The sequence below is a fragment of the Kitasatospora sp. NPDC058184 genome, from assembly GCF_042883725.1.
Taxonomy (GTDB): domain Bacteria; phylum Actinomycetota; class Actinomycetes; order Streptomycetales; family Streptomycetaceae; genus Kitasatospora.
The window spans coordinates 375618-396366 of the sequence record NZ_JBHVVE010000009.1 but is presented as its reverse complement, the minus strand read 5'-3'; the positions used below and the strand labels follow the sequence as shown (position 1 = coordinate 396366).

Here is a 20749-nt window from a genome sequence, read left to right as displayed (position 1 = left end):
CGCCTGATCGACTACCTCGAGGACCACTGGCAGAACCCCGACGAGGGCATCTGGGAGGTCCGCGGCCCCCGCCGCCACTTCGTCCACTCCAAGGTCATGGCCTGGGTCGCCGTCGACCGCACCATCAAGCTCCTGGAGCAGACCCCCGAGGACGAGCCCACCGGCGGCCACCTGGAGCGCTGGCGCGCGCTGCGCGACACCATCCACGCCGACGTCTGCGAGCACGGCTACGACCCGGACCGCAACACCTTCACCCAGTACTACGGCTCAGCCGAACTCGACGCCTCCCTGCTGCTGATCCCCCAGGTCGGCTTCCTGCCCGCCGACGACAAGCGCGTCATCGGCACCATCGAGGCCATCCAGCGCGAACTGTCCACCGAGGACGGCTTCGTCCTGCGCTACCCGACCCACGACGAGTCGGGCAACAACGTGGACGGCCTCTCCGGCCACGAGGGCGCCTTCCTCGCCTGCTCCTTCTGGCTCGCCGACGCCCTCGCCCTGATCGGCCGGGTCCAGGAGGCCCGCGAGCTGTTCGACCGGCTGCTCGCGCTGCGCAACGACGTCGGCCTGCTCGCCGAGGAGTGGGACCCGCGCCTCAAGCGCCAGGTCGGCAACTTCCCCCAGGCCTTCAGCCACGTCCCGCTGATCGACACCGCCCTGCGGCTGACCCAGCCCCTCGGCCTGGCCGTCGGGTAGGCGCTCCGGTCAGTCCCGCACGGGCAGGCACTCGGCGAGCAGGCCGACGATGTCGCGCCAGGCCCGCTGGGCCTGCTGCGGGTGGTGGGCGACGCCGGGGAGCACGGCGTGGCCGACCGTCGGGTGGTGGAAGGCGTGCTGGGCGCCGCCGTAGACCACCAGGCGCCAGTCGACGCCCGCGGCCTGCATCTCGGCGGCGAAGGCGTCCCGCCGCTCGGCGGGCATGATCGGGTCCTCCGACCCGACCCCGGCCCACACCGGGCAGCGGATCCGGGCGGCCTCCCCCGGACGGCCCGTGACCAGGCCGTTGACCGTCCCGATCGCCCGCAGGTCGACGCCGTCGCGCCCGAGTTCCAGCGCGATCGCGCCCCCGGTGCCGTAGCCGATGGCGGCGATCCGCTCGGGGTCGGTCCGCGGTTCGGCGAGCAGCACGTCGAGGGCCGCGTGGCCGATGCCCCGCATCCGGTCGGGGTCGTCGAGCAGCGGCATCACCCGCGCCAGCATCTCCTGCGGGTCGCTGATCCAGCGCCCGCCGTGGAGGTCGAAGGCCAGTGCCACGTAGCCCAGTTCGGCGAGGGCGTCGGCCCGGCGGCGCTGGAAGTCGTTCAGGCCGGGCCCCTCGGGCCCGATCAGGACCGCGGGCCGGCGGCCGGTTCCGGCGGGCAGCGCGAGGTGCCCGATCATCGTCATTCCGTCGGCCGGGTACTCGACCGTACGCGTGGTGACCATCGTCATGGAACGGGACTGTAGTGAGGACCGGCCCCCGCCCGGGCCCGACTTAGCCGTCGGCAGAGCGGGCGGTCCGTCGCCCCGTCGCAGGCCGATCCGCCACTCGCGCACCCGTAGACTCGGGCGCGAGCCGGACGGGATGAGGACCGATGGACTACTGCCGCCACGAGTTGAGCAACTGCGCGGACTGCGCTCCGCGGGCGCAGCCCCGCGAGGGCGCGCCCGGCACCGAGTGGGACGGCTGGCCGCCGTCGGCGATCATCGTCCACGCCAGCCGGAAGGCGCATCTGCCGGGCTGCCCCCACATCCTCCCGGCCGACGTCGAACCGCCGGTCTACGGCTGGGTGCTCGACCCCTCGCCGGGGGCGTGGCGCCGGCTCTCCGCCTCCAGCCCGCTGTACGCCACCGGGGGCAACACCCAGCGCTCCGCGACGAGCCGCTGTCAGGACTGCGACGCCACCCAGTAGGCCGTACCTGAGGTCGGGGGCACGGTCACCGCGAACGTCCCGGCGGCCGCCGCTGCGCTTCGCGTCGGAGCGGCTCCGCTGCGTGAGAGACTGGCGCGGTCAGTGTGATCCCTGTGCAAGGAGTGGACATGGCCGACCGCCAGAACGGCACCGTGAAGTGGTTCAACGACGAGAAGGGCTACGGGTTCATCACCCCGGAGTCCGGCCCGGACCTGTTCGTGCACTTCAGGTCGATCGAGGGGGCCGGCTTCAAGTCCCTCGTCGAGGGCCAGCGAGTGACGTTCGAGGCGGTCCAGGGCCAGAAGGGGATGCAGGCCGACAAGGTCCAGGTCGTCGAAGGCTAGGACCCGCCCCGGCCTGACGGGCGGCGGCCCGGCTACACCGGCCGCCGGCCGGTGAGCCTCTGCCACCGGTCCCGTGCCTCGTCCAGTTCGCGGCGGGCCCCGGGGATGCGCGTGTCCGCCTTCTGGCGGGCCAGCACGTCGGCGAGCCGGCGCCGGGCCTCCTCCTGGTCGGCCGTGTCCTCGACCGCTTCGCGCAGGTCGGCCTCGGCCCGGGGCACGAGCGCCTGGCGTTCGGCCGTGGCCGCCTTGGCGTCGGCGGCGGCGTTGAACACCTCGACGACGAACCTCCGGACCTCGGCCTCGGGCGTCCCCTCCAGCGGGACGGAGACCATCTGCCGACGGCCGGTCGGAAGCGCCACGTAGACGTGGCCGTCGGTGCCGGAGTACTCGTCGAGGAGCGCGACCTCGTGCAGCGGGTACTCCGCCGTACGGCCCTCGGCCGTCACCTCCAGTGCCCGGTCGTACAGCCGCAGGCTGTCCCCGAGGGAAGACCTCAGCGACCCCCGGTCCGGGGACCGGAGCCGGTCCAGGTGCGCCCGGGCCTCGCCGACCCGGCTCGCGTGGGCCCGCTCGGCCGCTTCGACCGCGGAGCGGGCCCTGCCGCGTTCGCGGCCCGCCTCGCGCTTCAGGTCGCGGAGCTTCCCTCGGGCGGCGTCCAGGTCGCGCCGGTACTCGGCGTACTCCGGGCCGAAGGCGCACCGCCAGCCCCCGGGGTAGCGCAGCATCAGCCAGGCCACCGCTCCGGCGGCCACCAGCGCGACCGTCAGGATCCAGCCCACGGGCCCCATCGCTCCCCCTCCCACTGGTTCCCTCGGCCGGCACCGGCTCGCGCCGGTCCCGGACGGAGCCGATCGTACGAACGGCGGCCCGTCGGCGTGCGGGATTCCGGGAATCAGGAAGGCTCCTCGGGCCCGACTTCCGGGTTTTGGTCATGTTTTTGGCCGATCTGGTTAAAGACCACGCCAAATAATCGAATGACCTCTTGCCGAAAATGTGATCACATGTGTGGGCGCTGTGGCGTTGTGCGTCACAGGGGAGGGACCGGTCCGCCTCACCGGGCGGGCCCGATCAACAGGAGTCGCACCATCAACACCGCCATCCGCAAGGCCGCCCGTGGGGCCGTGCCCGTCGCCGTCACCGCCTCCGTGCTCGCCACCGGCCTCACCGCCTGCGGCACCGTCCAGCAGCTGTCCGCCGCGCAGAAGGTGTCGAAGGCCTTCGACAAGGTCCGCGACGGCAAGTCGGCCGGCTTCACCCTGTCCATCGACGCCACCCCCGAGCAGGTCGCCGCGTTCGCCAACTCCGGTGAGCACAAGGGCGGCAAGGGCATGATCGGTGCCGCCCGGGGCGACGGCGACATGGACGAGAAGACCGCCAAGGCGATCTCCGGCCTCTCCGTCTCGGTCGCCATCTCGGCCGACAAGCCGCTCAAGGACGTCGAGGCCTTCAGGGACGCCGCCAAGGCCGACAAGAACACCGACCTGACGCTCGACAAGTCGGTGCGCGTCTCCTACGTGCTCGCCGACCGCAGCGGCACCGCGCTGCTGGAGTACCGTCAGGTCGACGCCACCGGGTACCTGCACGCCGACGCCAAGGGCCTGGTCAAGCTGGCCGGCGAGGACCCGTCCGTGGTGGACGAGCTGCGCAAGGGCATGCCCGAGCAGCTGAAGCCGGTCGGGGACGTGCTGGCCGGCAAGTGGGTCTCCTTCGACCTCCAGTCGCTCGCGGACCAGGCGAAGGAGTCCGACGGCAAGAAGGCCGCCGCCCCGAGCGCCGCCCCCACGCTCGACCCGGAGCTCCAGAACCAGCTCCTCAACTCGATCAAGGACGTGATCGGCCGCACCGTCACGTACGAGGACAAGGGCAAGAAGGACGGCACCGAGCACCTCTGGGTGAGCGCCCCGGCCCGGCAGCTGGTGGACGAGATGTTCAAGGCCGTCAAGCCGCTGTCCGCCAAGTTCCCCAAGCAGCTGGGCGACTTCCCGGACCAGGCCCCGAGCGACGTGCCGGACCGTAGGATCGGCGTCGACCTCTACCTGAAGGACGGCGCCTTCTCCTCCGCCACCTTCGACCTCGCCCAGCTGGCCGACAAGGTGGAGCCGGGCGTCAACTTCCCGGTGAAGCTCGCCTTCAGCCAGGCGGCCCCGAACGTCCAGGCCCCGGCCGACGCCGTCAAGGTGACCGACGAGCAGCTGATGGACGCGGTGCTGGGCCTGGCCACCGCCGGGGACGACTCCGACGACGAGGACCCGGAGGACCTGCCCGCCGCCGCTCCGCTGACCGCCGCCCAGCTCAAGGAGCTCGCCGCGCTCGGCATCCCGGAGGTCCGGGCCCGCGTCTACAACGAGGCCGGCCTGACCTTCCAGGACATCAAGGAGATCGCCAGGACGACCGCCCCCGCCGGGGCGTAGCCGTACCGACCCGACCGGCCGACCGCCCCCGAGCGGTCGGCCGGTCGCGCGTTTCCGGCCGCGTGCTCCCGGCCGCGCCTCATCGGTCAGCCGCCCGACGGCCGCCGGGAGCGCGGGTCGAGCAGTTCGACCCGGCCCTCGCGGAGGTGGCCGCGGTGACCGTCCCCGTACTCCAGCCGCAGGCTGCGGTCCGCCGGGGCGCCGACCACGACGGCGCACTCGACCGCGGCGTAGGAGGACTCGCGGTAGACCCACACCCTGTCCCCGACGTGGAACTCCGCCGTCTCCGAGACGATCACCGGGCTCACCTCCCTTCGGGCCCCGCCCACTCGTCTGTACGGTGCGCGGCGCCCGGCTGTTCACCTCCGGCCGGAGCCGGCCGCGGTCACCGGCCGGGCGGCCGGGTCGGCGCCGTGCCGGTCGGCAGGTCGGCCGGGCGGCCCTCCTGGTCCACCGCGGTGCCGTCGGGGTAGCTGGCGCACTCGCTGCCCGCGCTCACCTCGAGGGTGTGGTACGCGGGGTCGAAGCGCAGCGAGGCGCTCTCCGCGAGGGAGCCGGGGCCGGTGTCCGGCGGCGTCAGCGTCAGGCTGGGGACCGGGGCGGACTCGTCGGAGGAGGCGACCGTCCAGCCCTGGGCGGTCAGGCTCTGCCGGGCCCGTCCCACCGCCTCCTCCCACTCGGGCCGGGTGACCCCGGTGAGGGTGAACCGCGCGCGCAGGGCGGCCGTGCGGGGCTGGTCGGCGCCGGTGTCGTTCATGCTCTCCAGGAGGTGGGAGAGGCCCCGGGCGGAGCAGGCGCCGTAGATCCGGGCCGTGATCCCGTCGTCGCCGCGGTGGTCGGGAGCCGGTGTCGCCTCCGGGCGCAGCGCGAGGGCCTCGTAGACGGTCTGCGTCCGGGCGTCCAGGTGCCGCGCGACGGCCGCCGGGTCCGCCACGGGGTACGGCTTGCCCGTCCAGGCCGCCTCCGCCGCCCCGTACGCCGTGTACCCGACCGTGCCGAGCACCAGGACCCCGGCGGCCCCGGCCACCGCCGTGACCCGCACGGCCGTGCGGCGGCCAGGCCCGTCCTTCGTTGCGCGATTCCTCATGATCACCATCGTTCACCGCCGGGCCGGGCCGCCGCATGAGTACGGATACTCACCCGGCGGCGTCGGCGTACTCGCGGTCGGACGGGGCGGCGGGTCAGGCGTGGGCGGCAGGTCAGGCGTGGGCGGCGGCGCACTCCGGGTGGCCCCAGGAGCTGCCGACCTTGGTGATCTTGTCGCCCTTGGCGTACCCGCGGCTGCACGGGCAGGTGCCGGGGAAGCGGGCGTTCAGGGTTCGCGAGCCGCCGCTCCGCTTGGCGGCGCCCGTGCTACCCGTGGCGCCGGTGCTACCGGAGGCGGCGGGCCGGGTGCTGCGGGCCTTGGGGGCCTTCGAGGCGGCGGCCGGGTCGGGGACGGGCAGGTCGGCGGCGGTGCCGGAGGCGTCCTGCTGGGTGCGGGCGGCGTCGCTGGCGGCCTTGTCGGCGATGGCGTTCAGCGGGTCGCCGTCCACCTGGTGGGCCGGCACGTACACGAAGGTGACGTCCCGGCCCTCCAGCAGGGCGTCGATCGCCTGGATCAGCTCCTGGTTGGCCACCGGCTTGCCGGCCGCCGTCTTCCAGCCGTTGCGCTTCCAGCCCTTCAGCCACTTGGTCACCGAGTCGCGGGTGTAGGTGCTGTCCAGCCGCACCTCCAGCGGCACCCCCGGGTCCGTCGCGGCCAGCAGCTGCCGCAGCGCCGTCAGCTCGCCCACGTTGTTGGTGCTGTGCCCGAGCGCGCCGGCCTGCCAGCGCTGGGGCGCCCCGGTGGCGTCCGCGACCACGTAGGCCCAGCCCGCCGGCCCGGGGTTGCCCTTGGCTGCTCCGTCACACGCTGCAATGACTCGTTCGACCATGCCCCGATCATGCCTGGTCGGACGGCCCGGAGACAAAGCCGCTCAGGTGCGCAGCAGGGGCAGCAGCAGCGCCGCCGACCAGCTGAAGTTGGTCGAGCTGTGCCCCTCCCCCGTCAGCGGGTCGTAGTTCTCCCGCACCGGGCCGTCGCCGGCCAGTCCGGCGGCGGTGGCCAGCAGCCGCTCGACGGTGCGCCGGGCGTCCTGCTCCCAGCCGTAGCGGCGCAGGCCCTCGATCGCGAAGTAGGTCTGGTCGAGCCAGGCCAGTCCGCGCCAGTAGCCGCCGGGGTCGAAGGAGGGCGAGCTGCGGGCCACGGTCGGGAACGGCATGGCGGTGCCGAACTCCGCCGGGTCGAGCAGCAGCCGGCGGACGGTACGGGCCTGGGCGGCGGTCGCGGTGCCGGACCAGAGCGGGATCGCGCCCTCGATGCCGCGGCCGCGGGCGGTGAGCCGGGCGCCGGTGGCCAGGTCGGTGTCGTGGAACCAGCCCGTGGCCGGGTCGTACATGGTGTCGCGCACGGCGGTGTCGATCCGGTCGGCGCCGGCGCGCAGCCGGTCGGCGGCGGGCCGGTCGCCGAGCTCGGCGGCGATCAGCGCCAGGTGGCGGTGGTCGGCGGCGAGGTAGGCGTTGAGGTCGACCGAGCGCTGGTCGAGCGACCAGCCGAGCAGCGTGCCGTTCACGTCCCGGTTGGGGACCACGGCGGAGGTGTCGAAGCGCGGGGCGTTGTCCATGCCGGACTCCCAGGCCGCCGCCTCCCGGCAGTCCTCGGCGGTCGCGTTGGCCGGGTCGACGGTGGCGCCGTACTGGCACAGGCCCTCGCCGAGGTGGTCGCGGGTGCGGTACCACCAGTCCCGGTAGGCGGTCAGTCTGGGCAGCATCTCGCGCAGGAAGGCGCGGTCGCCGCTGCGCCGGTAGACCTCCCAGACCGCCCAGGAGGCCAGCGGGGGCTTGGAGTTGCGCTCGTTCCAGTTGCCGCCGCCGGTGGTCTGGTCGTTGTAGAAGACGCAGTCGGGGACCATTCCGGCGTCCTGCGGGCGCTCGGCGGAGCCGGACGGGACCTGGTGGTCGAAGACGGCGCGGATCTGGTCGGCGGCGAGGCCGGGGGCGAAGGCGGCGGTGCCGACGGCCTGCTTCCAGGTGTCCCAGGCCCAGACCCCGCTGAACCACTTGTAGGAGAGCGTGGGGGTGACGGCGTCGTGCCGGATCCTTCCGGCCGGGCTGCGCCAGTTGGTGACGAGGGTCTGGACGCACTTGGCGGCGGTACGGCGGCGGGCGGCCGGGACGCCCTCGGTGGCGCGGACGAGGTACCCGTGCCAGCGGGCGGTGCCCTCCGCCGCGACCCGTTCCGGGGTGCGCAGCGCGGCGTCCGCCTCCTTCGCGGCGCGGGCGTACTCGGCCTCGGTGAAGGTGTAGCTCTCGGTCCAGTCCAGGCTGCGGGTCTCCCCCGGCGCCAGCCGTACGGGCTCGGCGAGTTCGGTGCGGTGGCCGTCGCCGTCGGCGCTCAGCACGACCCGGACGGGCCGGGCGTGGCGGACGGCGAAGCGTTCGGTGCCGTCGGTGAGGTAGTCCCAGGTCTGCCGGACCTTGGCGAAGCGCACCTCCACGCCGCGTTCGGCGGCGACCAGCATCGGTGCCTCGCGCTGGGGGCCGGTGGCGGGGCGCAGCAGCCGGCCGGTCCAGGCGGCGGTGAGGGTCCGTACGGCCGGGCCGGTGTTGGCGAGCCGGGCGCGGAGCAGGGCGGTGCGGTTGCCGGCGAAGCGCAGGTCCAGGGTGAGGGCGAGGCCGCCGCCGAGGTCGTGGGTGAGCCGCAGCAGGCCGGGCAGCGAGGTGCCGCGGGCGGGGGCGCCGGCGGTGAGGTCCAGGGGGCGGCCCTGTTCGGTGAGCTGGAGGCGGGTCAGGCCGTCGCTGAGCCACCAGGGGTACTCCTGGGCGAGGTACAGCGGGCCGGTGAAGCCGCCCTGGGGGTCGGTGGGGCGGGGCAGGGCGTAGGCGTGCCAGGCGCCGAGGTCGGCGAAGACGGTGATCGGGTTGTTGCCGCGGGCGTCGCCGGGGTAGGCCTGGGCGGGGGTGCCGTGCAGGTCGAGGACGTCGGCGTAGCGCTCGCCGTCGACCGTGTCCGGTCCGTCCTGGGCGTGGGCGGCGGCCGGGGCGGCCGGGGCGGCCAGGGTGCCGGCGGCGGCGACCGCCGAGGCGGCGAGGAAGTGGCGGCGGGTCAGCGGGTTCACGGGCGCTCCTCGGCGGCGGGGAGTCGGAGGACGGCGGCGCCGAGCGGCGCGAGGGTGACGGCGTCGCCGGTGGCGGCGCCGGTGAGCAGGTCGGTGCCGGGCGTGTCGAGGGGCACACGGCGTTCGACGCCGCCGTGGTTGAGCAGGAAGAGGTACTGGCGGCCGTCGGCGGCGTGGCGACGGGTGACCTCGACGTCCGCCGGGAGGTCCGGCAGTTCGGCGCCCACGCCGGCTTCGGCGAGCGGCAGGTCGAGCACCCGGCCGGTGTCGGCGCCGAGGTGGCAGCTGAGGTACCAGGCGGTGCCGGCGCCCAGCCGGTTGCGGGTGACGGCCGGGAGGCCGGCCAGTGTGCCAGAGGCGTAGCGGGCGAGGGTCTCGGCGCCCTCGGTCTCGATCCACTCGCTCCAGCGCTCGGCGTGCGGCTCGGTGCCGTCCGACCGGGGGCTGTCAGGCGCGGCGCCGTCCAGCCGTACGGCGGTGGTCGTGCCGTCCGGGATCGGCCAGTGCTCGTCCACGACGATCCCGAGCAGTTCGCGCAGCGGCCCGGGGTGGCCGCCGGGGTGGATGTGGTCGTGCCGGTCGGCGATGCCGCTGAACGGGCCGCAGACCAGCCGGCCGCCGTCCCGTACGTAGGCGGTGAGCCGGTCGGCGGTGGCGGTGTCGAGCAGGTAGAGGTTGGGGGCGAGCACCAGCGGGTAGCCGTCGAGCCCGGCGGTGGGCGGGACGAAGTCGACGGTGACGCCGCGCTCGTGCAGCGCCGCGTACCAGGGGCGGAGCAGTTCGGGCCAGCGCATCCGGGCGGAGGGGTGGTCGTCGAGTTCCAGCGCCCACCAGCTGTCCCAGTCGAGCAGGACGGCGGCCCGTCCGCGCAGCCGGCTGCCGGCGATCTCGCCGAGGCGGCGCAGCTCGGCGCCGAAGCGGACGGTCTCCTGCCAGCCGCGCGCGGCGGTGCCCCGGTGCGGGAGCATCGCGCTGTGGAACTTCTCGGCGCCGGCCACCGAGGCGCGCCACTGGAAGTGCAGGACGCCGTCGGCGCCGCGGGCGAGTGCCTGGAGCGACCAGAGGCGGTAGAGGCCGGGGCGTTTGGGCACGTTGACCGGCCGCCAGCTGACCGCGGAGGGGGCCTGTTCCATCAGCAGCCAGGGGCGGCCGCCCTTGAGCGAGCGCATCAGGTCGTAGTTCATCGCCGCGTTGACGTGGGCGCGCGGGTCGGCCGGGTCGGGGTAGGCGTCGTCGGAGACGAGGTCCTCGTGCCGGCTCCACTCCCAGTAGTCCAGCGCCTTGAGCATCGACATGAAGTTGGTGGTGACGGGGACGCCGGGCGAGACCTCGTCCAGGACGGCCTTCTCGGCGCGGTGCAGGGCGAGTAGCGCGTCCGAGCAGAACCGGCGCCAGTCCAGCAGCTGGGTGGGGTTGACCGGGCCGGGCGCGGTGCGCGGCGGCTCGATCTGCTCGAAGGAGGTGTAGCGCTGCGACCAGAAGGCGGTGCCCCAGGAGCGGTTCAACTCCTCGATGCCGCCGTGCCGTTCGCGCAGCCAGCGGCGGAAGTCGACGGCCGAGGCGGGGCAGAAGCACTCCTGGACGTGGTCGCCGTACTCGTTGTGGATGTGCCACAGGGCGAGCGCGGGGTGGTGGCGGTAGCGTTCGGCGAGCGCCCGGGTGAGCCGGACGGCGGCCTCGCGGTAGGCGGGCGAGGAGGGGCAGTAGTGCTGGCGCGAGCCGAACTCCAGCCGGACGCCGTCGGCGGTGACGGGCAGCAGGTCGGGGTGGGCTCGGACCAGCCAGGCGGGCGGGGAGGCGGTGGCGGTGGCCAGGTCGACGGCGACGCCGTGCCGGTGGCAGAGGTCGAGCAGGCGGTCCAGCCAGCCGAAGTCCCAGCTGTCGGCGTCGGGTTGGAGGCGGGCCCAGGAGAAGACGCCGACGGTGACCAGGTTGACCCCGGCCTCGGCCATCAGCTTCACGTCCTCGGCCCACACCTGCTCGGGCCACTGCTCGGGGTTCCAGTCCCCGCCGTACAGCAGGCCGGGCACCCGGGTGAGGCGGTCGGTGGTCACGGTCAGGCGGTCGGTGGTCACGGTCGCGGTCATCCCTTCACGGCTCCGCCCAGCAGGCCCGCCACGAACTGCCGCTGGAAGAGCAGGAAGAGCACCATCAGCGGGAGCGTGGCCAGGAAGGAGCCGAGCATCAGGCCGGAGTAGTCGACGTGGGTCAGCCCGGTCAGCGTGTTGAGCGCGACCGGCACGGTGTACTTGTCCTCGGTGTTGAGCATCAGCAGCGGCCAGATGAAGCCGTTCCACTGGCCCATGAAGGTGAAGATCACCAGCGCGCCCAACTGCGGCCGTACGCACGGAAGGACGACCTGGTAGAAGGTGCGCAGCTCGCCGGAGCCGTCGATCCGGGCCGACTCCAGCAGTTCGTCGGGGAAGTCCAGGAAGCCCTGGCGCATCAGCAGGATGCCGAAGGAGTTGGCCAGGAAGGGGACGATCACCGCCTGGTAGCTGTCGATCCAGCCGAGGCTGGCCATCATCTGGAACAGCGGGACGAGCAGCACCTGCAACGGGATCATCATGGTCGCCAGCACCAGGCCGAGCAGCAGCCCGCGGCCGCGGAAGCGGTACTTGGCCAGCCCGTAGCCGCACATCGCGGACAGCAGCGAGCTGAGCGCGGTGTAGACGACGGCGATCCCGAGGCTGTTGAGCATGACCCGGCCGAAGCCGATGGTCTCCTGGAGGTGCGCCAGGTTGCGCAGCAGGTTGCCGCCGGGCAGGAACGGCGGTGGGGAGTGGAACAGTTCGGAGCTGCTGTGGGTGCTGGCGATCAGCATCCAGGCGAAGGGCACCAGGCTGAGGACGGCGCCGAGGGTGAGGGCGGTGAGGACGGCGATCCGGCCGAGGCGGGCGGGCAGCGGGGCGCGGCCGCCGCGACGCGGCGCGGTGGTGGTGGCGGCACTGCGAGCGGCAGTGGTGGTCACGGTGGTCATCGGCGGCGTTCCCTTCCGTAGAGCCGGAACTGGAGCAGCGAGACCGCCGCGATGATCAGCACGACCACCCAGGCGATGGCGGCCGCGTAGCCGAAGTCGAGCTGCTGGAAGCCGACCTTGTAGAGGTAGACCACCGGGGTGAGGGTCGCGTCGCCGGGGCCGCCGCGGGTCAGCACGTAGTTCTCGTCGAAGAGTTGCAGGGTGCCGATGGTGGAGGTGATGACGCAGAACAGCACCACCGGGCGCAGCTGCGGCAGGATCACGCCGCTGTAGGTGCGCACGGTGCCGGCGCCGTCGAGGGCGGCGGCCTCGTACTGGTCGCGGCCGATCGCCTGCAGTCCGGCCAGCAGGATGACGGCGTTGTAGCCGGTCCACCGCCAGGTGACCGAGCCGATCAGCGAGATCCGGGCCCAGGTGGGCGAGTTGAGCCAGTCGACCGGGCCGAGGCCGAGCGCCTGGAGGAGCTGGTTGGCGAGGCCGCCGTCGGTGCGCAGCAGGACCTGGAAGACCACGGCGTAGGCGACCAGGGTGGTGATCGCGGGCAGGAAGAACACCGCCCGCCAGCCGGCCCGGAACCGCAGCCAGGACTGGTTGAGCAGGACGGCGAGCACCAGGGCGAGGCCGATCATCACGGGCACCTGGACGGCGAGGATCAGGCCGGTGTTGACCAGGGAGTGCAGGAAGGCCGGGTCGTGCAGCATCCGCCGGTACTGGTCCAGGCCGACCCAGACGTCGGCGCCGTCGCGGCGGGCGGTGAAGCTCTGGTAGAGGCTGGCGCCGAGCGGATAGGCGAAGAAGGCGACGAAGAGCGCGGTGGTGGGCCCGGCGAACAGCCAGGCGGCGGTGCGTGGGGAGCGTCGGCGGCGGGCGGGGGCGGCCTGGGTGGTCGCCGACGGCTTGCGCAGGGTGGCCGGGAGGCTGCTGGTCATCGGGCCCGCCTACCCGACCGTCTGGCGGCCGGTCGCGGTGGCGATCTGGCGGGCGGCGGAGCGCAGGACGGTGCCCGGGTCGGCGCCGTTGTGCAGCACCTGGTTGACGGCGGTGGTGACGATGTCGCCGGCCTTGGAGTCGTCGGCGGTGAGCTCGACGGTGGGGATGGCGCGGGTGAGTCCGGCGAACAGCTGCATGGCCGGCTGGCCGCCGTAGTAGGGGGCGGGCTGCTGGAAGTACGGGTCGTCCAGGGCGGGGAGGTAGGCGGGGAAGAGGCCTTCGTGCTGCATCATCGAGGCCTGGTTGGCCTTGTCGGCGAGCAGGAAGGAGAGGAAGGCCCAGGCCGTCTCCGGGTTCCGGCTCTGCGCGGTGACGCACAGGGTGGAGCCGCCGCTGTTGGAGGTGCGGGGGCCGCCGGGGGTGAAGGCGGGCAGCGGGACGACGCCGACCTTCCCGCCGAGGTCGGCCATGTCGCTGGTGAGGGTGCCGTCCCACCAGGCGGCGGTGGGGGTGGTGGCGGCCTTGCCGTCGTGGGTGCCGGAGACGAGCCCGGACCAGCCGTTCTCGAAGTCCACCAGATCGCGGTCGACGAGCTGCTTGAGCAGGGTGAGCGCGCGTTCGGCGGCGGGGGTGGCGACGGCCACCTTGCCGTCGGTGAACCAGCGCTGGCCCTGCTGCTGGAGCAGCATGGCGAAGAAGCTGTCCTGTTTGGCGTCCAGGATGAGCAGCTTCCTGCCGGTGGCGGCCTTGAGCGCGGTGCCGGCGGTGAGGTAGTCGTCCCAGGTGGCGAGGCCGGCCGGGTCGATGCCGGCCTGCTGGAACAGGTCGCGCCGGTAGAACAGGGCGCACGGTCCGCTGTCCCAGGGCAGCGCGAAGACCTTGCCCTTGGCATCCGTGACGGTCCGCCAGGACGCCTCCGCGTACTGGGACTTGAGGCCTGCGGCGCGACTGGTGAGGTCGACCAGGCCGTTCGGGAAGTTGCCGATGTAGGTGGGCAGCTTGTGGCCCTCGACGGTGAGGATGTCGGGCAGCCCGCTGCCGGCGCCGAACCCGACGGAGATCTTGTCGTAGGCGTTGTCGTAGCCGATGTCCACCACGTCGACGGTGGCGCCGGGGTGGGCCTGTTCGAAGGCCTTGCCGAGCCGTTGCATGGCCTTGGCGGCGACGTCCCAGGACCAGATGACGACCTTGCCGGAGAGGGCGGCGCCCGGGCTGCCGGTGAGCTGCTTGGCACTGGTGCCGCCGGCGCCGCCGGTCGCGCAGCCGGTGGCGCCGGCCATCAGCAGCGCGCCGCCCGCGAGTCCGGCGGAGAGGATCCGGCGCCGTGCCGGACCTGATCTCAATTCGCCTTGGTCACGGGCTGGTTGGGGATCTTTTTTGTGCCGGGTTCGTGCGGACATCTTGCCTCCCGACTGGTGAATGCCGAATGCTGTATACAGAACTCAGCATTCACAACCCCGTCAAGGCTTGTGACTGAAATCGCGGAAGGTGCCAGCATGAGCACACGCGTCCCCCGAACCCACCCGTACATCCCCAACTCCGCCCCGCAGGTGAGGAAAGCGATGCTGGCGGAGGTCGGCGCCCAGGACGTCGAGGAGTTCTACGCCGACATCCCGGCCGCCCTCCGGCTGGACCGCCCGCTGCGGCTGCCCGAGCCGCTCGGCTCCGAGGCCCGGCTGGTCGCCCACATGGAGGAGCTGCTCTCCCGCAACACCGCCGTCCCGCCGGGCCGCAGCTTCCTCGGCGCCGGCTGCTACCGCCACCACGTGCCCGCCGTGGTGGACGAGATCGTCAACCGCAGCGAGTTCCTCACCGCCTACGCGGGCGAGCCGTACGAGGACCACGGCCGCTTCCAGGCGCTGTGGGAGTACCAGTCGCTGATGGCCGAGCTGCTGGCCGTCGACGTCGTCAACGTGCCGACGTACGACGGGTTCCAGGCCGCCGCGACGGCGCTGCGGATGGCCGGACGGGCCACCGGGCGGCGCCGGCTGGTGCTGGTCGGCGCGATCGACCCGGACCGGATCTCCCGGATCCGCGACTACGTCCGGGGCGTCCACGAGCTCGTCCTCGTCCCGGCCGATCCCGCCGCCGTCCGGGCCGCGCTCGCCGAGGGCGACACCGCCGCCGTCTACGCCCAACTCACCGACCACGACGGCCGGGTGGACCAGGAGCTGCCGCGGTACATCGAACTCGCCCACCAGGCGGGCGCGTTGGCCGTCGCCCACGTCCACCCGCTCAGCCTCGGCGTGCTCACCCCGCCCGCCGAGCTCGGCGCCGACCTCACCTGCGGCGACCTCCAGCCGCTCGGCATCCACCCGAGCTACGGCGGCGGCAACGCGGGCTTCATCGGCAGCCCGGACGACGAGCGCCTGGTCGCCGAGTACCCGAGCCGGCTGTTCGGCCTCGTCCCCACCGACGTCCCCGGCGAGTACGGCTTCGGCGACGTCGCGTACGAGCGCACCTCCTTCGCGGTGCGCGAGGAGGGCAAGGAGTGGGTCGGCACCGCCGCCGCCCTGCACGGCATCGCCGCCGGGGTCTACCTCACGCTGATGGGCCCGCACGGCATGCGGGAGATCGGCGCGACGATCCTCGCCAACACCGCCTACGCCCGGCAGCGGCTGGCCGAGGTCCCCGGCGTGGAGCTCGCGGACCCACGGGCCGTCCACTTCGCCGACTTCACCGTCCGCTACACCGGCGAGCGCACCGCCGCGGAGACCGCCGAGGCGCTGCTCGCCCGCGGCCTGCACGGCGGCACCCCGATCGGGGCCGACGGGGCCGCGGCCCGTGAGGGCCGCTACTGCGTGACCGAGCTGCACACCCGGGCCGACATCGACCGCCTCGCCGACGCACTTGAGGAGATCGCGAAGTGACGAACCGTCAGACCAGCGAACCGGTGGACCCGCGGATCGCCCCCAAACCCGCCCTGCGCCGCTTCCACCAGGCCCGCTGGGACGAGAAGCTCGTCTTCGAGCTCGGCGCCCCCGGCGAGCGCGGCGTCCTGCCTCCGCTGCCCGAGGCCGCCGTCACCGCCGCCGTCGGCGACCCGGCCGAGCGGCTGCCCGCCGCGCTGCGCCGCGCCACACCGCCCGCCCTGCCCGAACTCGGCCAGCAGCAGGTGCTCCGGCACTACCTGCGGCTCTCCCAGGAGAACCTCGGCGCCGATCTCAACGTGGACGTCGGCCAGGGCACCTGCACCATGAAGTACAGCCCCAAGGTCAACGACACCTTCGTCCGCGACCCCCGGATCGCCGCCCTGCACCCCGCGCAGGACCCTTCCACCGTCCAGGGCGTGCTCGAACTCGTCCACCGGCTGGAGCAGTTGCTCAAGGAGGTCTCCGGCATGGACCGGGTCAGCCTCCAGCCCGGCGCGGGCTCGGCGGCGATCTGGACCAACGTCTCGGTGATCCGCGCCCACCACGCCGCGCGCGGCGAACTGGAGCAGCGCGACGAGATCATCACCACCGCCTTCTCCCACCCCTCCAACGCCGCCTGCGCCAAGACCGCCGGCTTCCGGGTGATCACCCTGCACCCCGACGCCGACGGCTACCCCGACATCGAGGCGCTGCGCGCCGCCGTCGGCCCGCGCACCGCCGCGCTGCTCATCACCAACCCCGAGGACACCGGCATCTACAACCCCCGGATCGCCGAGTTCGTCCGGATCGTCCACGAGGCCGGCGGCCTGTGCGCCTACGACCAGGCCAACGCCAACGGCATCCTCGGCATCACCCGGGCCCGCGAGGCCGGCTTCGACCTGTGCCACTTCAACCTCCACAAGACCTTCTCCACCCCGCACGCCTGCGGCGGACCGGCGGCCGGCGCCTGCGGCGTCACCGCCGAACTCGCGCCCTACCTGCCGCGCCCCACCGTCGAGTTCGACGGCGAGCGGTACGTCCTGGACGACGACCGGCCGGACTCCGTCGGCAAGATCCGCCCCTACCTGGGCGTCGTGCCGAACCTGGTGCGCGCCTACGCCTGGATCACGGCCCTGGGCGCCGAGGGGCTGCGCGAGGCCGCCGAGACCGCCGTGCTCAACAACAACTACCTGCTGCACCGGGTGCGGCGGATCCGCGGCGTCTCCGTCCCGTACGCCGAGGGCCGCCCCCGGGTCGAGCAGGTCCGCTACAGCTGGCAGCAGCTCAACGAGGACACCGGCCTGCACAGCGAGGACCTCGGCTACCGCGCCGCCGACTTCGGCACCCACTACTGGACCAGCCACCACCCGTACGTCGTCCCGGAGCCGATGACGCTGGAGCCCACCGAGTCCTACTCCCGGGCCGACCTGGACGAGTACGCGGCGATCCTCGCCGAGGTCGCCCGCGAGGCGTACGAGGACCCGGAGACCGTCCGCACCGCGCCGCACAACTCCACCGTGCACCGGATCCGGCACGAGCCGCTGGACGACCCGGCGGTCTGGGCGGTCAGCTGGCGCGCCTACCGCCGCAAGGTCCTGGGCGAGCGGCCGTGACCTCCGCCCCGGGCGCCCGGATCGGGCTGGTGGTCAACCCGGTCGCCGGCCTCGGCGGCCTGGTCGGCCTCAAGGGCAGCGACGGCGCCGAGGTCCAGCGGCGGGCCTTGGCGCTCGGGGCCCGTCCGCAGGCCGTCGCCCGGGCCGCGTTGACGATCGGTCAACTTCCGCCGGACGTCGAGCTGATCACCGTCGACGGCCCGATGGGCGCCGCCGCGGCGCGGGCGGCCGGCCGGCCCGCGCGGGTCGTCCACCACAGCACCGGGCCGCGGGCCGCCGGGGCACCGGGCACCGGGGGACCGAGCACAGCCGCCGACACCCGGGCGGCGGTGCGCGCCCTGGTCGCGGCCGGCGCCGGGCTGCTGCTGTTCTGCGGCGGCGACGGCACCGCCCGCGACGTGCTGGACGCGCTCGGGCCCGAGCCCCGGGTGCCGGTGCTCGGCATCCCCGCCGGGGTCAAGATGCACTCCGCCGTGTTCGCCGTCCACCCCCGGGCCGCCGCCGAGGTCGCGGCGGCCTGGGCGGCCGGCCGCGGCGTCCGGCTGACGGCCGCCGAGGTGGTGGACCGGGACGAGGCCGCGCTGCGGGCCGGCCGGGTCTCCGCCCGGCTGTACGGCCGACTGACCGTCCCCGTGCTGCCCGCCCGGGTCCAGCAGCGCAAGACCGGCAGCTCCGGGCCCGACCCGGGGACACCGGCCGGCCTCGCCGCCGAGGTCGCCGAACGCGTCGGCCCCGGCGGGCTGCTGCTCCTCGGGCCCGGCAGCACCACCTACGCGGTGGCCACCGCGCTCGGCGCGCCGGGCGCCAGCCTGACCGGCGTCGACCTGCTGCGGCTCGGCCCCGCGAGCGCCCTCGGCCCCGGCCACGCCGACGGCCTCGCCACCGCCGCCCGCCTCCTGATCCGCGACGCCCGGGCCGACCAGCTGCGCGCCCTGCCCACCACCCCCTGCATCGCCCTCTCCCCGATCGGCGGCCAGGGCTTCCTGCTCGGCCGCGGCAACCAACAGCTCACCCCCGAACTGCTGCGCGCCGCGGGCCGGGAACGGCTGCTGGTGCTCGCCACCGAGGCGAAGCTCGCCGCCCTGGCGGGCCGCCCGCTGCTGCTGGACACCGGCGACCCCGACCTGGACGACGCCCTCTCCGGCCACGTCCGGGTGATCACCGGCCGCCGCTCCGGCGCCGTGTACCGCCTCTCCGCCTGACCTCCCACCCACAGAGGAGCCCCCCATGATCGACCTGCACGGCAAGCGCGCGATCGTCACCGGCGCCGCCTCCGGCATCGGCCGGGCCACCGCCGCCCTGCTCGCCGAACTCGGCGCCGCCGTCGTCCTCCTCGACCTCGACGCCGAGCGCGGCGAACAGGCCGCCAAGGAGATCGGCGGCACCTTCGTCCGCTGCGACGTCTCCCGGCGCGCCGACTGCGAGCGGGCCGTCAGCACCGCCGTCGAGCAACACGGCGGCGTGGACGTGCTGTTCAACAACGCGGGCATCATCCGCCGCTCCACCGTCACCGAGATCAGCGACGAGGACTGGGACCTGGTGATGGCCGTCAACGTCCGCTCGATCATGCTGCTCAGCGGACTGGTGGTGCCGCTGATGGCCGCGAGCGGCGGCGGCAGCATCGTCAACACCGGCTCCGGCTGGGGCATCAAGGGCGGCGGCCGGGCCATCTCCTACTGCGCCTCCAAGGGCGCCGTGGTCAACATGACCCGGGCGATGGCCATCGACCACGGCCCGGACAACATCCGGGTCAACTGCGTCTGCCCGGGCGACACCGACACCGGCATGCTCGCCGAGGAGGCCCGCCAACTCGGCGAGAGCCCCGACGCCTTCTACACCGACGCTGCCGACCGCCCGCTCGGCCGGATCGGCCAGCCCCGGGACATCGCGCAGACCGTCGCCTTCCTGGCCAGCGACGCCGCCGCCTTCGTCAGCGGCGCGGTCATCGCCGTGGACGGCGCCGGTACGGCCTGACCGCCTGACCGACCACCCGCCAGGACCCGGCCCGGGCGGTCGGGCACCGGTGGCCGGGCGCCCGACCGCTGGTGGCCGGCCGCCCGGCCACCGGTGCCGGTCGCCCGGCCGGTACGCTACCGACCAGGAAGAAGGGAAGCCCGATGGCGATCGAGCGGCGTCCGCTGCGCGAGCAGGTCAAGGACGAACTCCTGGAGCAGCTCGGCCGCGGCCGGTTCACCCCCGGCGAGTCGATCAACGAGGTCCAGCTCGCCGAGGAACTGGGCGTGAGCCGAACCCCCCTGCGCGAGGCCCTGATCAGCCTGGAGCGCGAGGGCATCATCACCAGCGAACGCGGCAAGGGCTTCCGCTTCGCCCCCACCGGCAAACAGGAGTTCCTCGACCTCACCGCGATCGTCATCGCCCTGGAGTCGCTGGCCCTGCGCACCTCCGACCCGGCCCACCTGGCGGAGATCGCCCCCCGGCTGCTCGCCGAGGCCCGCGCCTTCTCCGCCCCGCAGGCCCCGCACGGCACGATAGAGCGCCACGACGACGCCTGGCACGCCCTGCTGCTCTCCGGCTGCGCCAACGCCCGGCTGCGCGAGATGATCGACTCGCTGAAGCTCACCCTGCACCGCTACGAGCGGGTGGTGGTCGGCGACCACGAGATCCTGGAGCGCGCCGCCGAGGAGCACGAGCGGATCGCCCAGTGCCTGCTGGACGGCGACATCGACCAGGCCGTCGCCGCACTGGAGGCCAACTGGACCGGCGGCATGGAACGCATCCTGCACCGGCTGCCCCCGGTCGCCGCGTTCTGAGCCGCCTGCCCCGGGCGCCGCGTTCCGAGCCGGTCGCCGCACTCCGGGCCGGCCCGTCAGCCCAGCAGTTCCGGGACGCCCGGGGCGAGCCAGTGCAGCCGGTCGGCCAGGCCGGCCGCCTCGAACCGCGCGGTGGTCTCCGCCCGCCCCTCGGTGAAGTGCTCCCACGAGGTGTAGTGGACGGGGACGACCCGGCGGGCACCGAGCGAGGCGGTGAGCGTGGCGGCCTGCGCCCCGTCCATGGTGATCAGCGCACCGCCGCCGAAGGCCTCGATCCGGGCCGCGCCGAGGTGCAGGAAGGCCGTACCGATCCGGAACTTCCGCCCCACCGCGTCCAGTTCGGGGATGTGCACGGTGTCACCCGAGACGTAGAGCGCCTCCTCCTCGCCGGGCACCTCGACCACGAAGCCGGTCACGTCCCCGACCGGACCGTGCAGACCCGGCGTACCGGTCACCCGCAGGGTCCGGCCGTCCACCGTCAGGGTGCGGCTCTGCCAGGGCGCCAGCCCGAGCGCGCCGCCGCCGAGCCGGGCGGCCCCGCTGACGGTGGTCAGCACCGGCCGCCCGGCGAGCAGGGTCCGGCCGGTGGCGTCCAGGTTGTCCGGGTGCTCGTCGTGGCTGAGCAGCACGGCGTCCACCGGCGGCAGCTCGTGCGCGCCGATCGCCGGAGCACCCGTGCTACGCAGAACCACCGGGTCGTGCCGGTACTCGGCCGGAGCCGGATCGAAGACGGGGTCGGTGAGCAGCCGCAGCCCGCCGACCTCCAGCAGGACGGTCGCGGTGCCGATGTGGGTGGCCTTGATCTTCACAGTGTTCT

The 20749-nt window shown here is 73.9% G+C and carries 20 protein-coding genes; 9 read left to right on the top strand and 11 right to left on the bottom strand.

From position 1 onward, the window contains the following. Positions 1-696: glycoside hydrolase family 15 protein (locus tag ACFVXH_RS20125; RefSeq protein WP_387825639.1), on the top strand; the 696-nt coding region annotated here is incomplete at its 5' end. Positions 697-705: 9 nt separating this feature from the next. Here ACFVXH_RS20125 and ACFVXH_RS20120 read toward each other — a convergent pair. Further along, positions 706-1431 carry a dienelactone hydrolase family protein gene (locus tag ACFVXH_RS20120; protein WP_387825636.1) on the bottom strand — a complete coding sequence of 242 codons (726 nt, stop codon included), beginning with the start codon at positions 1429-1431 and terminating at the stop codon, positions 706-708. Between the two features lie 143 nt (positions 1432-1574). Between ACFVXH_RS20120 and ACFVXH_RS20115 the strand changes: the two genes are divergently transcribed. After that, positions 1575-1892: a hypothetical protein gene (locus ACFVXH_RS20115; protein WP_387825633.1), complete on the top strand. Its 318-nt coding sequence runs from the start codon at positions 1575-1577 to the stop codon at positions 1890-1892. Positions 1893-2020: 128 nt separating this feature from the next. After that, on the top strand, positions 2021-2236 hold the full coding sequence (locus ACFVXH_RS20110; RefSeq protein WP_049650536.1) for a cold-shock protein: 216 nt from the start codon (positions 2021-2023) through the stop codon (positions 2234-2236). 32 nt (positions 2237-2268) lie between these two features. Here ACFVXH_RS20110 and ACFVXH_RS20105 read toward each other — a convergent pair whose 3' ends face one another. Next, positions 2269-3015 carry a hypothetical protein gene (locus ACFVXH_RS20105; protein WP_387825630.1) on the bottom strand — a complete coding sequence of 249 codons (747 nt, stop codon included), beginning with the start codon at positions 3013-3015 and terminating at the stop codon, positions 2269-2271. A gap of 342 nt (positions 3016-3357) precedes the next feature. Between ACFVXH_RS20105 and ACFVXH_RS20100 the strand changes: the two genes are divergently transcribed. Beyond that, positions 3358-4647, top strand: coding sequence for a hypothetical protein (locus ACFVXH_RS20100; protein WP_380745426.1), 1290 nt, complete (start codon positions 3358-3360; stop codon positions 4645-4647). Positions 4648-4733: 86 nt separating this feature from the next. Here the strand turns inward: ACFVXH_RS20100 and ACFVXH_RS20095 are convergent, their stop codons facing one another. The 8 genes from ACFVXH_RS20095 to ACFVXH_RS20060 all read right to left on the bottom strand — a co-directional run bounded on the left by ACFVXH_RS20095 (position 4734) and on the right by ACFVXH_RS20060 (position 14039). Beyond that, positions 4734-4946 (bottom strand): hypothetical protein, encoded by a 213-nt coding sequence (locus ACFVXH_RS20095; RefSeq protein WP_049650531.1) that lies wholly within the window; start codon positions 4944-4946, stop codon positions 4734-4736. 86 nt (positions 4947-5032) lie between these two features. Next, positions 5033-5734 (bottom strand): hypothetical protein, encoded by a 702-nt coding sequence (locus ACFVXH_RS20090; protein ID WP_159028394.1) that lies wholly within the window; start codon positions 5732-5734, stop codon positions 5033-5035. 112 nt (positions 5735-5846) lie between these two features. Beyond that, positions 5847-6563 carry a ribonuclease H gene (locus ACFVXH_RS20085; protein ID WP_387825626.1) on the bottom strand — a complete coding sequence of 239 codons (717 nt, stop codon included), beginning with the start codon at positions 6561-6563 and terminating at the stop codon, positions 5847-5849. Positions 6564-6605: 42 nt separating this feature from the next. Beyond that, on the bottom strand, positions 6606-8786 hold the full coding sequence (locus tag ACFVXH_RS20080; RefSeq protein ID WP_387825623.1) for a trehalase family glycosidase: 2181 nt from the start codon (positions 8784-8786) through the stop codon (positions 6606-6608). Further along, positions 8783-10873, bottom strand: a complete 2091-nt coding sequence (locus tag ACFVXH_RS20075) for a beta-galactosidase (RefSeq protein ID WP_387825620.1) — start codon at positions 10871-10873, stop codon at positions 8783-8785. The genes ACFVXH_RS20080 and ACFVXH_RS20075 overlap by 4 nt, the downstream gene beginning before the upstream one ends. Next, positions 10870-11766 carry a carbohydrate ABC transporter permease gene (locus ACFVXH_RS20070; protein WP_387825617.1) on the bottom strand — a complete coding sequence of 299 codons (897 nt, stop codon included), beginning with the start codon at positions 11764-11766 and terminating at the stop codon, positions 10870-10872. Before ACFVXH_RS20070 ends, ACFVXH_RS20075 begins: the two co-directional genes overlap by 4 nt. Continuing rightward, positions 11763-12695: a carbohydrate ABC transporter permease gene (locus tag ACFVXH_RS20065; RefSeq protein ID WP_074003192.1), complete on the bottom strand. Its 933-nt coding sequence runs from the start codon at positions 12693-12695 to the stop codon at positions 11763-11765. The genes ACFVXH_RS20070 and ACFVXH_RS20065 overlap by 4 nt, the downstream gene beginning before the upstream one ends. Positions 12696-12704: 9 nt before the next feature. Further along, the gene (locus ACFVXH_RS20060) at positions 12705-14039 is read right to left on the bottom strand and encodes an ABC transporter substrate-binding protein (protein WP_387825613.1); all 1335 of its coding nucleotides are present in this window, start codon (positions 14037-14039) and stop codon (positions 12705-12707) included. Between the two features lie 153 nt (positions 14040-14192). Here ACFVXH_RS20060 and gcvPA point away from each other — a divergent pair, with 153 nt between their 5' ends. From gcvPA to ACFVXH_RS20035, 5 genes are all read left to right on the top strand, one after another. Next, positions 14193-15566 carry an aminomethyl-transferring glycine dehydrogenase subunit GcvPA gene (gene gcvPA / locus ACFVXH_RS20055; RefSeq protein WP_387825610.1) on the top strand — a complete coding sequence of 458 codons (1374 nt, stop codon included), beginning with the start codon at positions 14193-14195 and terminating at the stop codon, positions 15564-15566. Beyond that, the gene (gene gcvPB, locus ACFVXH_RS20050) at positions 15563-17161 is read left to right on the top strand and encodes an aminomethyl-transferring glycine dehydrogenase subunit GcvPB (RefSeq protein ID WP_387825607.1); all 1599 of its coding nucleotides are present in this window, start codon (positions 15563-15565) and stop codon (positions 17159-17161) included. Before gcvPA ends, gcvPB begins: the two co-directional genes overlap by 4 nt. Continuing rightward, positions 17158-18363: an ATP-NAD kinase family protein gene (locus tag ACFVXH_RS20045; RefSeq protein ID WP_387825604.1), complete on the top strand. Its 1206-nt coding sequence runs from the start codon at positions 17158-17160 to the stop codon at positions 18361-18363. The genes gcvPB and ACFVXH_RS20045 overlap by 4 nt, the downstream gene beginning before the upstream one ends. Positions 18364-18388: 25 nt before the next feature. Continuing rightward, positions 18389-19135 carry an SDR family NAD(P)-dependent oxidoreductase gene (locus tag ACFVXH_RS20040; RefSeq protein WP_380742288.1) on the top strand — a complete coding sequence of 249 codons (747 nt, stop codon included), beginning with the start codon at positions 18389-18391 and terminating at the stop codon, positions 19133-19135. A gap of 143 nt (positions 19136-19278) precedes the next feature. Then, complete coding sequence (locus ACFVXH_RS20035; protein ID WP_049657573.1) at positions 19279-19932, top strand: GntR family transcriptional regulator; 654 nt, start codon at positions 19279-19281, stop codon at positions 19930-19932. A 56-nt stretch (positions 19933-19988) separates the two neighbouring features. On the opposite strand, the gene ACFVXH_RS20030 is transcribed toward ACFVXH_RS20035, so the two are convergent. After that, positions 19989-20741 carry an MBL fold metallo-hydrolase gene (locus ACFVXH_RS20030; protein WP_387825600.1) on the bottom strand — a complete coding sequence of 251 codons (753 nt, stop codon included), beginning with the start codon at positions 20739-20741 and terminating at the stop codon, positions 19989-19991. Between the last annotated feature and the right edge of the window lie 8 nt (positions 20742-20749).

Excerpts from the sequence above, each read along its gene's own strand:
- ACFVXH_RS20035 (WP_049657573.1), top strand. The coding sequence starts at position 19,279 with ATGGCGATCGAGCGGCGTCCGCTGCGCGAGCAGGTCAAGGACGAACTC.
- ACFVXH_RS20120 (WP_387825636.1), bottom strand. The coding sequence starts at position 1,431 with ATGACGATGGTCACCACGCGTACGGTCGAGTACCCGGCCGACGGAATG.
- ACFVXH_RS20110 (WP_049650536.1), top strand. The coding sequence starts at position 2,021 with ATGGCCGACCGCCAGAACGGCACCGTGAAGTGGTTCAACGACGAGAAG.
- ACFVXH_RS20090 (WP_159028394.1), bottom strand. The coding sequence starts at position 5,734 with ATGAGGAATCGCGCAACGAAGGACGGGCCTGGCCGCCGCACGGCCGTG.
- ACFVXH_RS20085 (WP_387825626.1), bottom strand. The coding sequence starts at position 6,563 with ATGGTCGAACGAGTCATTGCAGCGTGTGACGGAGCAGCCAAGGGCAAC.
- ACFVXH_RS20040 (WP_380742288.1), top strand. The coding sequence starts at position 18,389 with ATGATCGACCTGCACGGCAAGCGCGCGATCGTCACCGGCGCCGCCTCC.
- ACFVXH_RS20065 (WP_074003192.1), bottom strand. The coding sequence starts at position 12,695 with ATGACCAGCAGCCTCCCGGCCACCCTGCGCAAGCCGTCGGCGACCACC.
- ACFVXH_RS20115 (WP_387825633.1), top strand. The coding sequence starts at position 1,575 with ATGGACTACTGCCGCCACGAGTTGAGCAACTGCGCGGACTGCGCTCCG.
- gcvPA (WP_387825610.1), top strand. The coding sequence starts at position 14,193 with ATGAGCACACGCGTCCCCCGAACCCACCCGTACATCCCCAACTCCGCC.
- ACFVXH_RS20075 (WP_387825620.1), bottom strand. The coding sequence starts at position 10,873 with ATGACCGCGACCGTGACCACCGACCGCCTGACCGTGACCACCGACCGC.
- ACFVXH_RS20070 (WP_387825617.1), bottom strand. The coding sequence starts at position 11,766 with ATGACCACCGTGACCACCACTGCCGCTCGCAGTGCCGCCACCACCACC.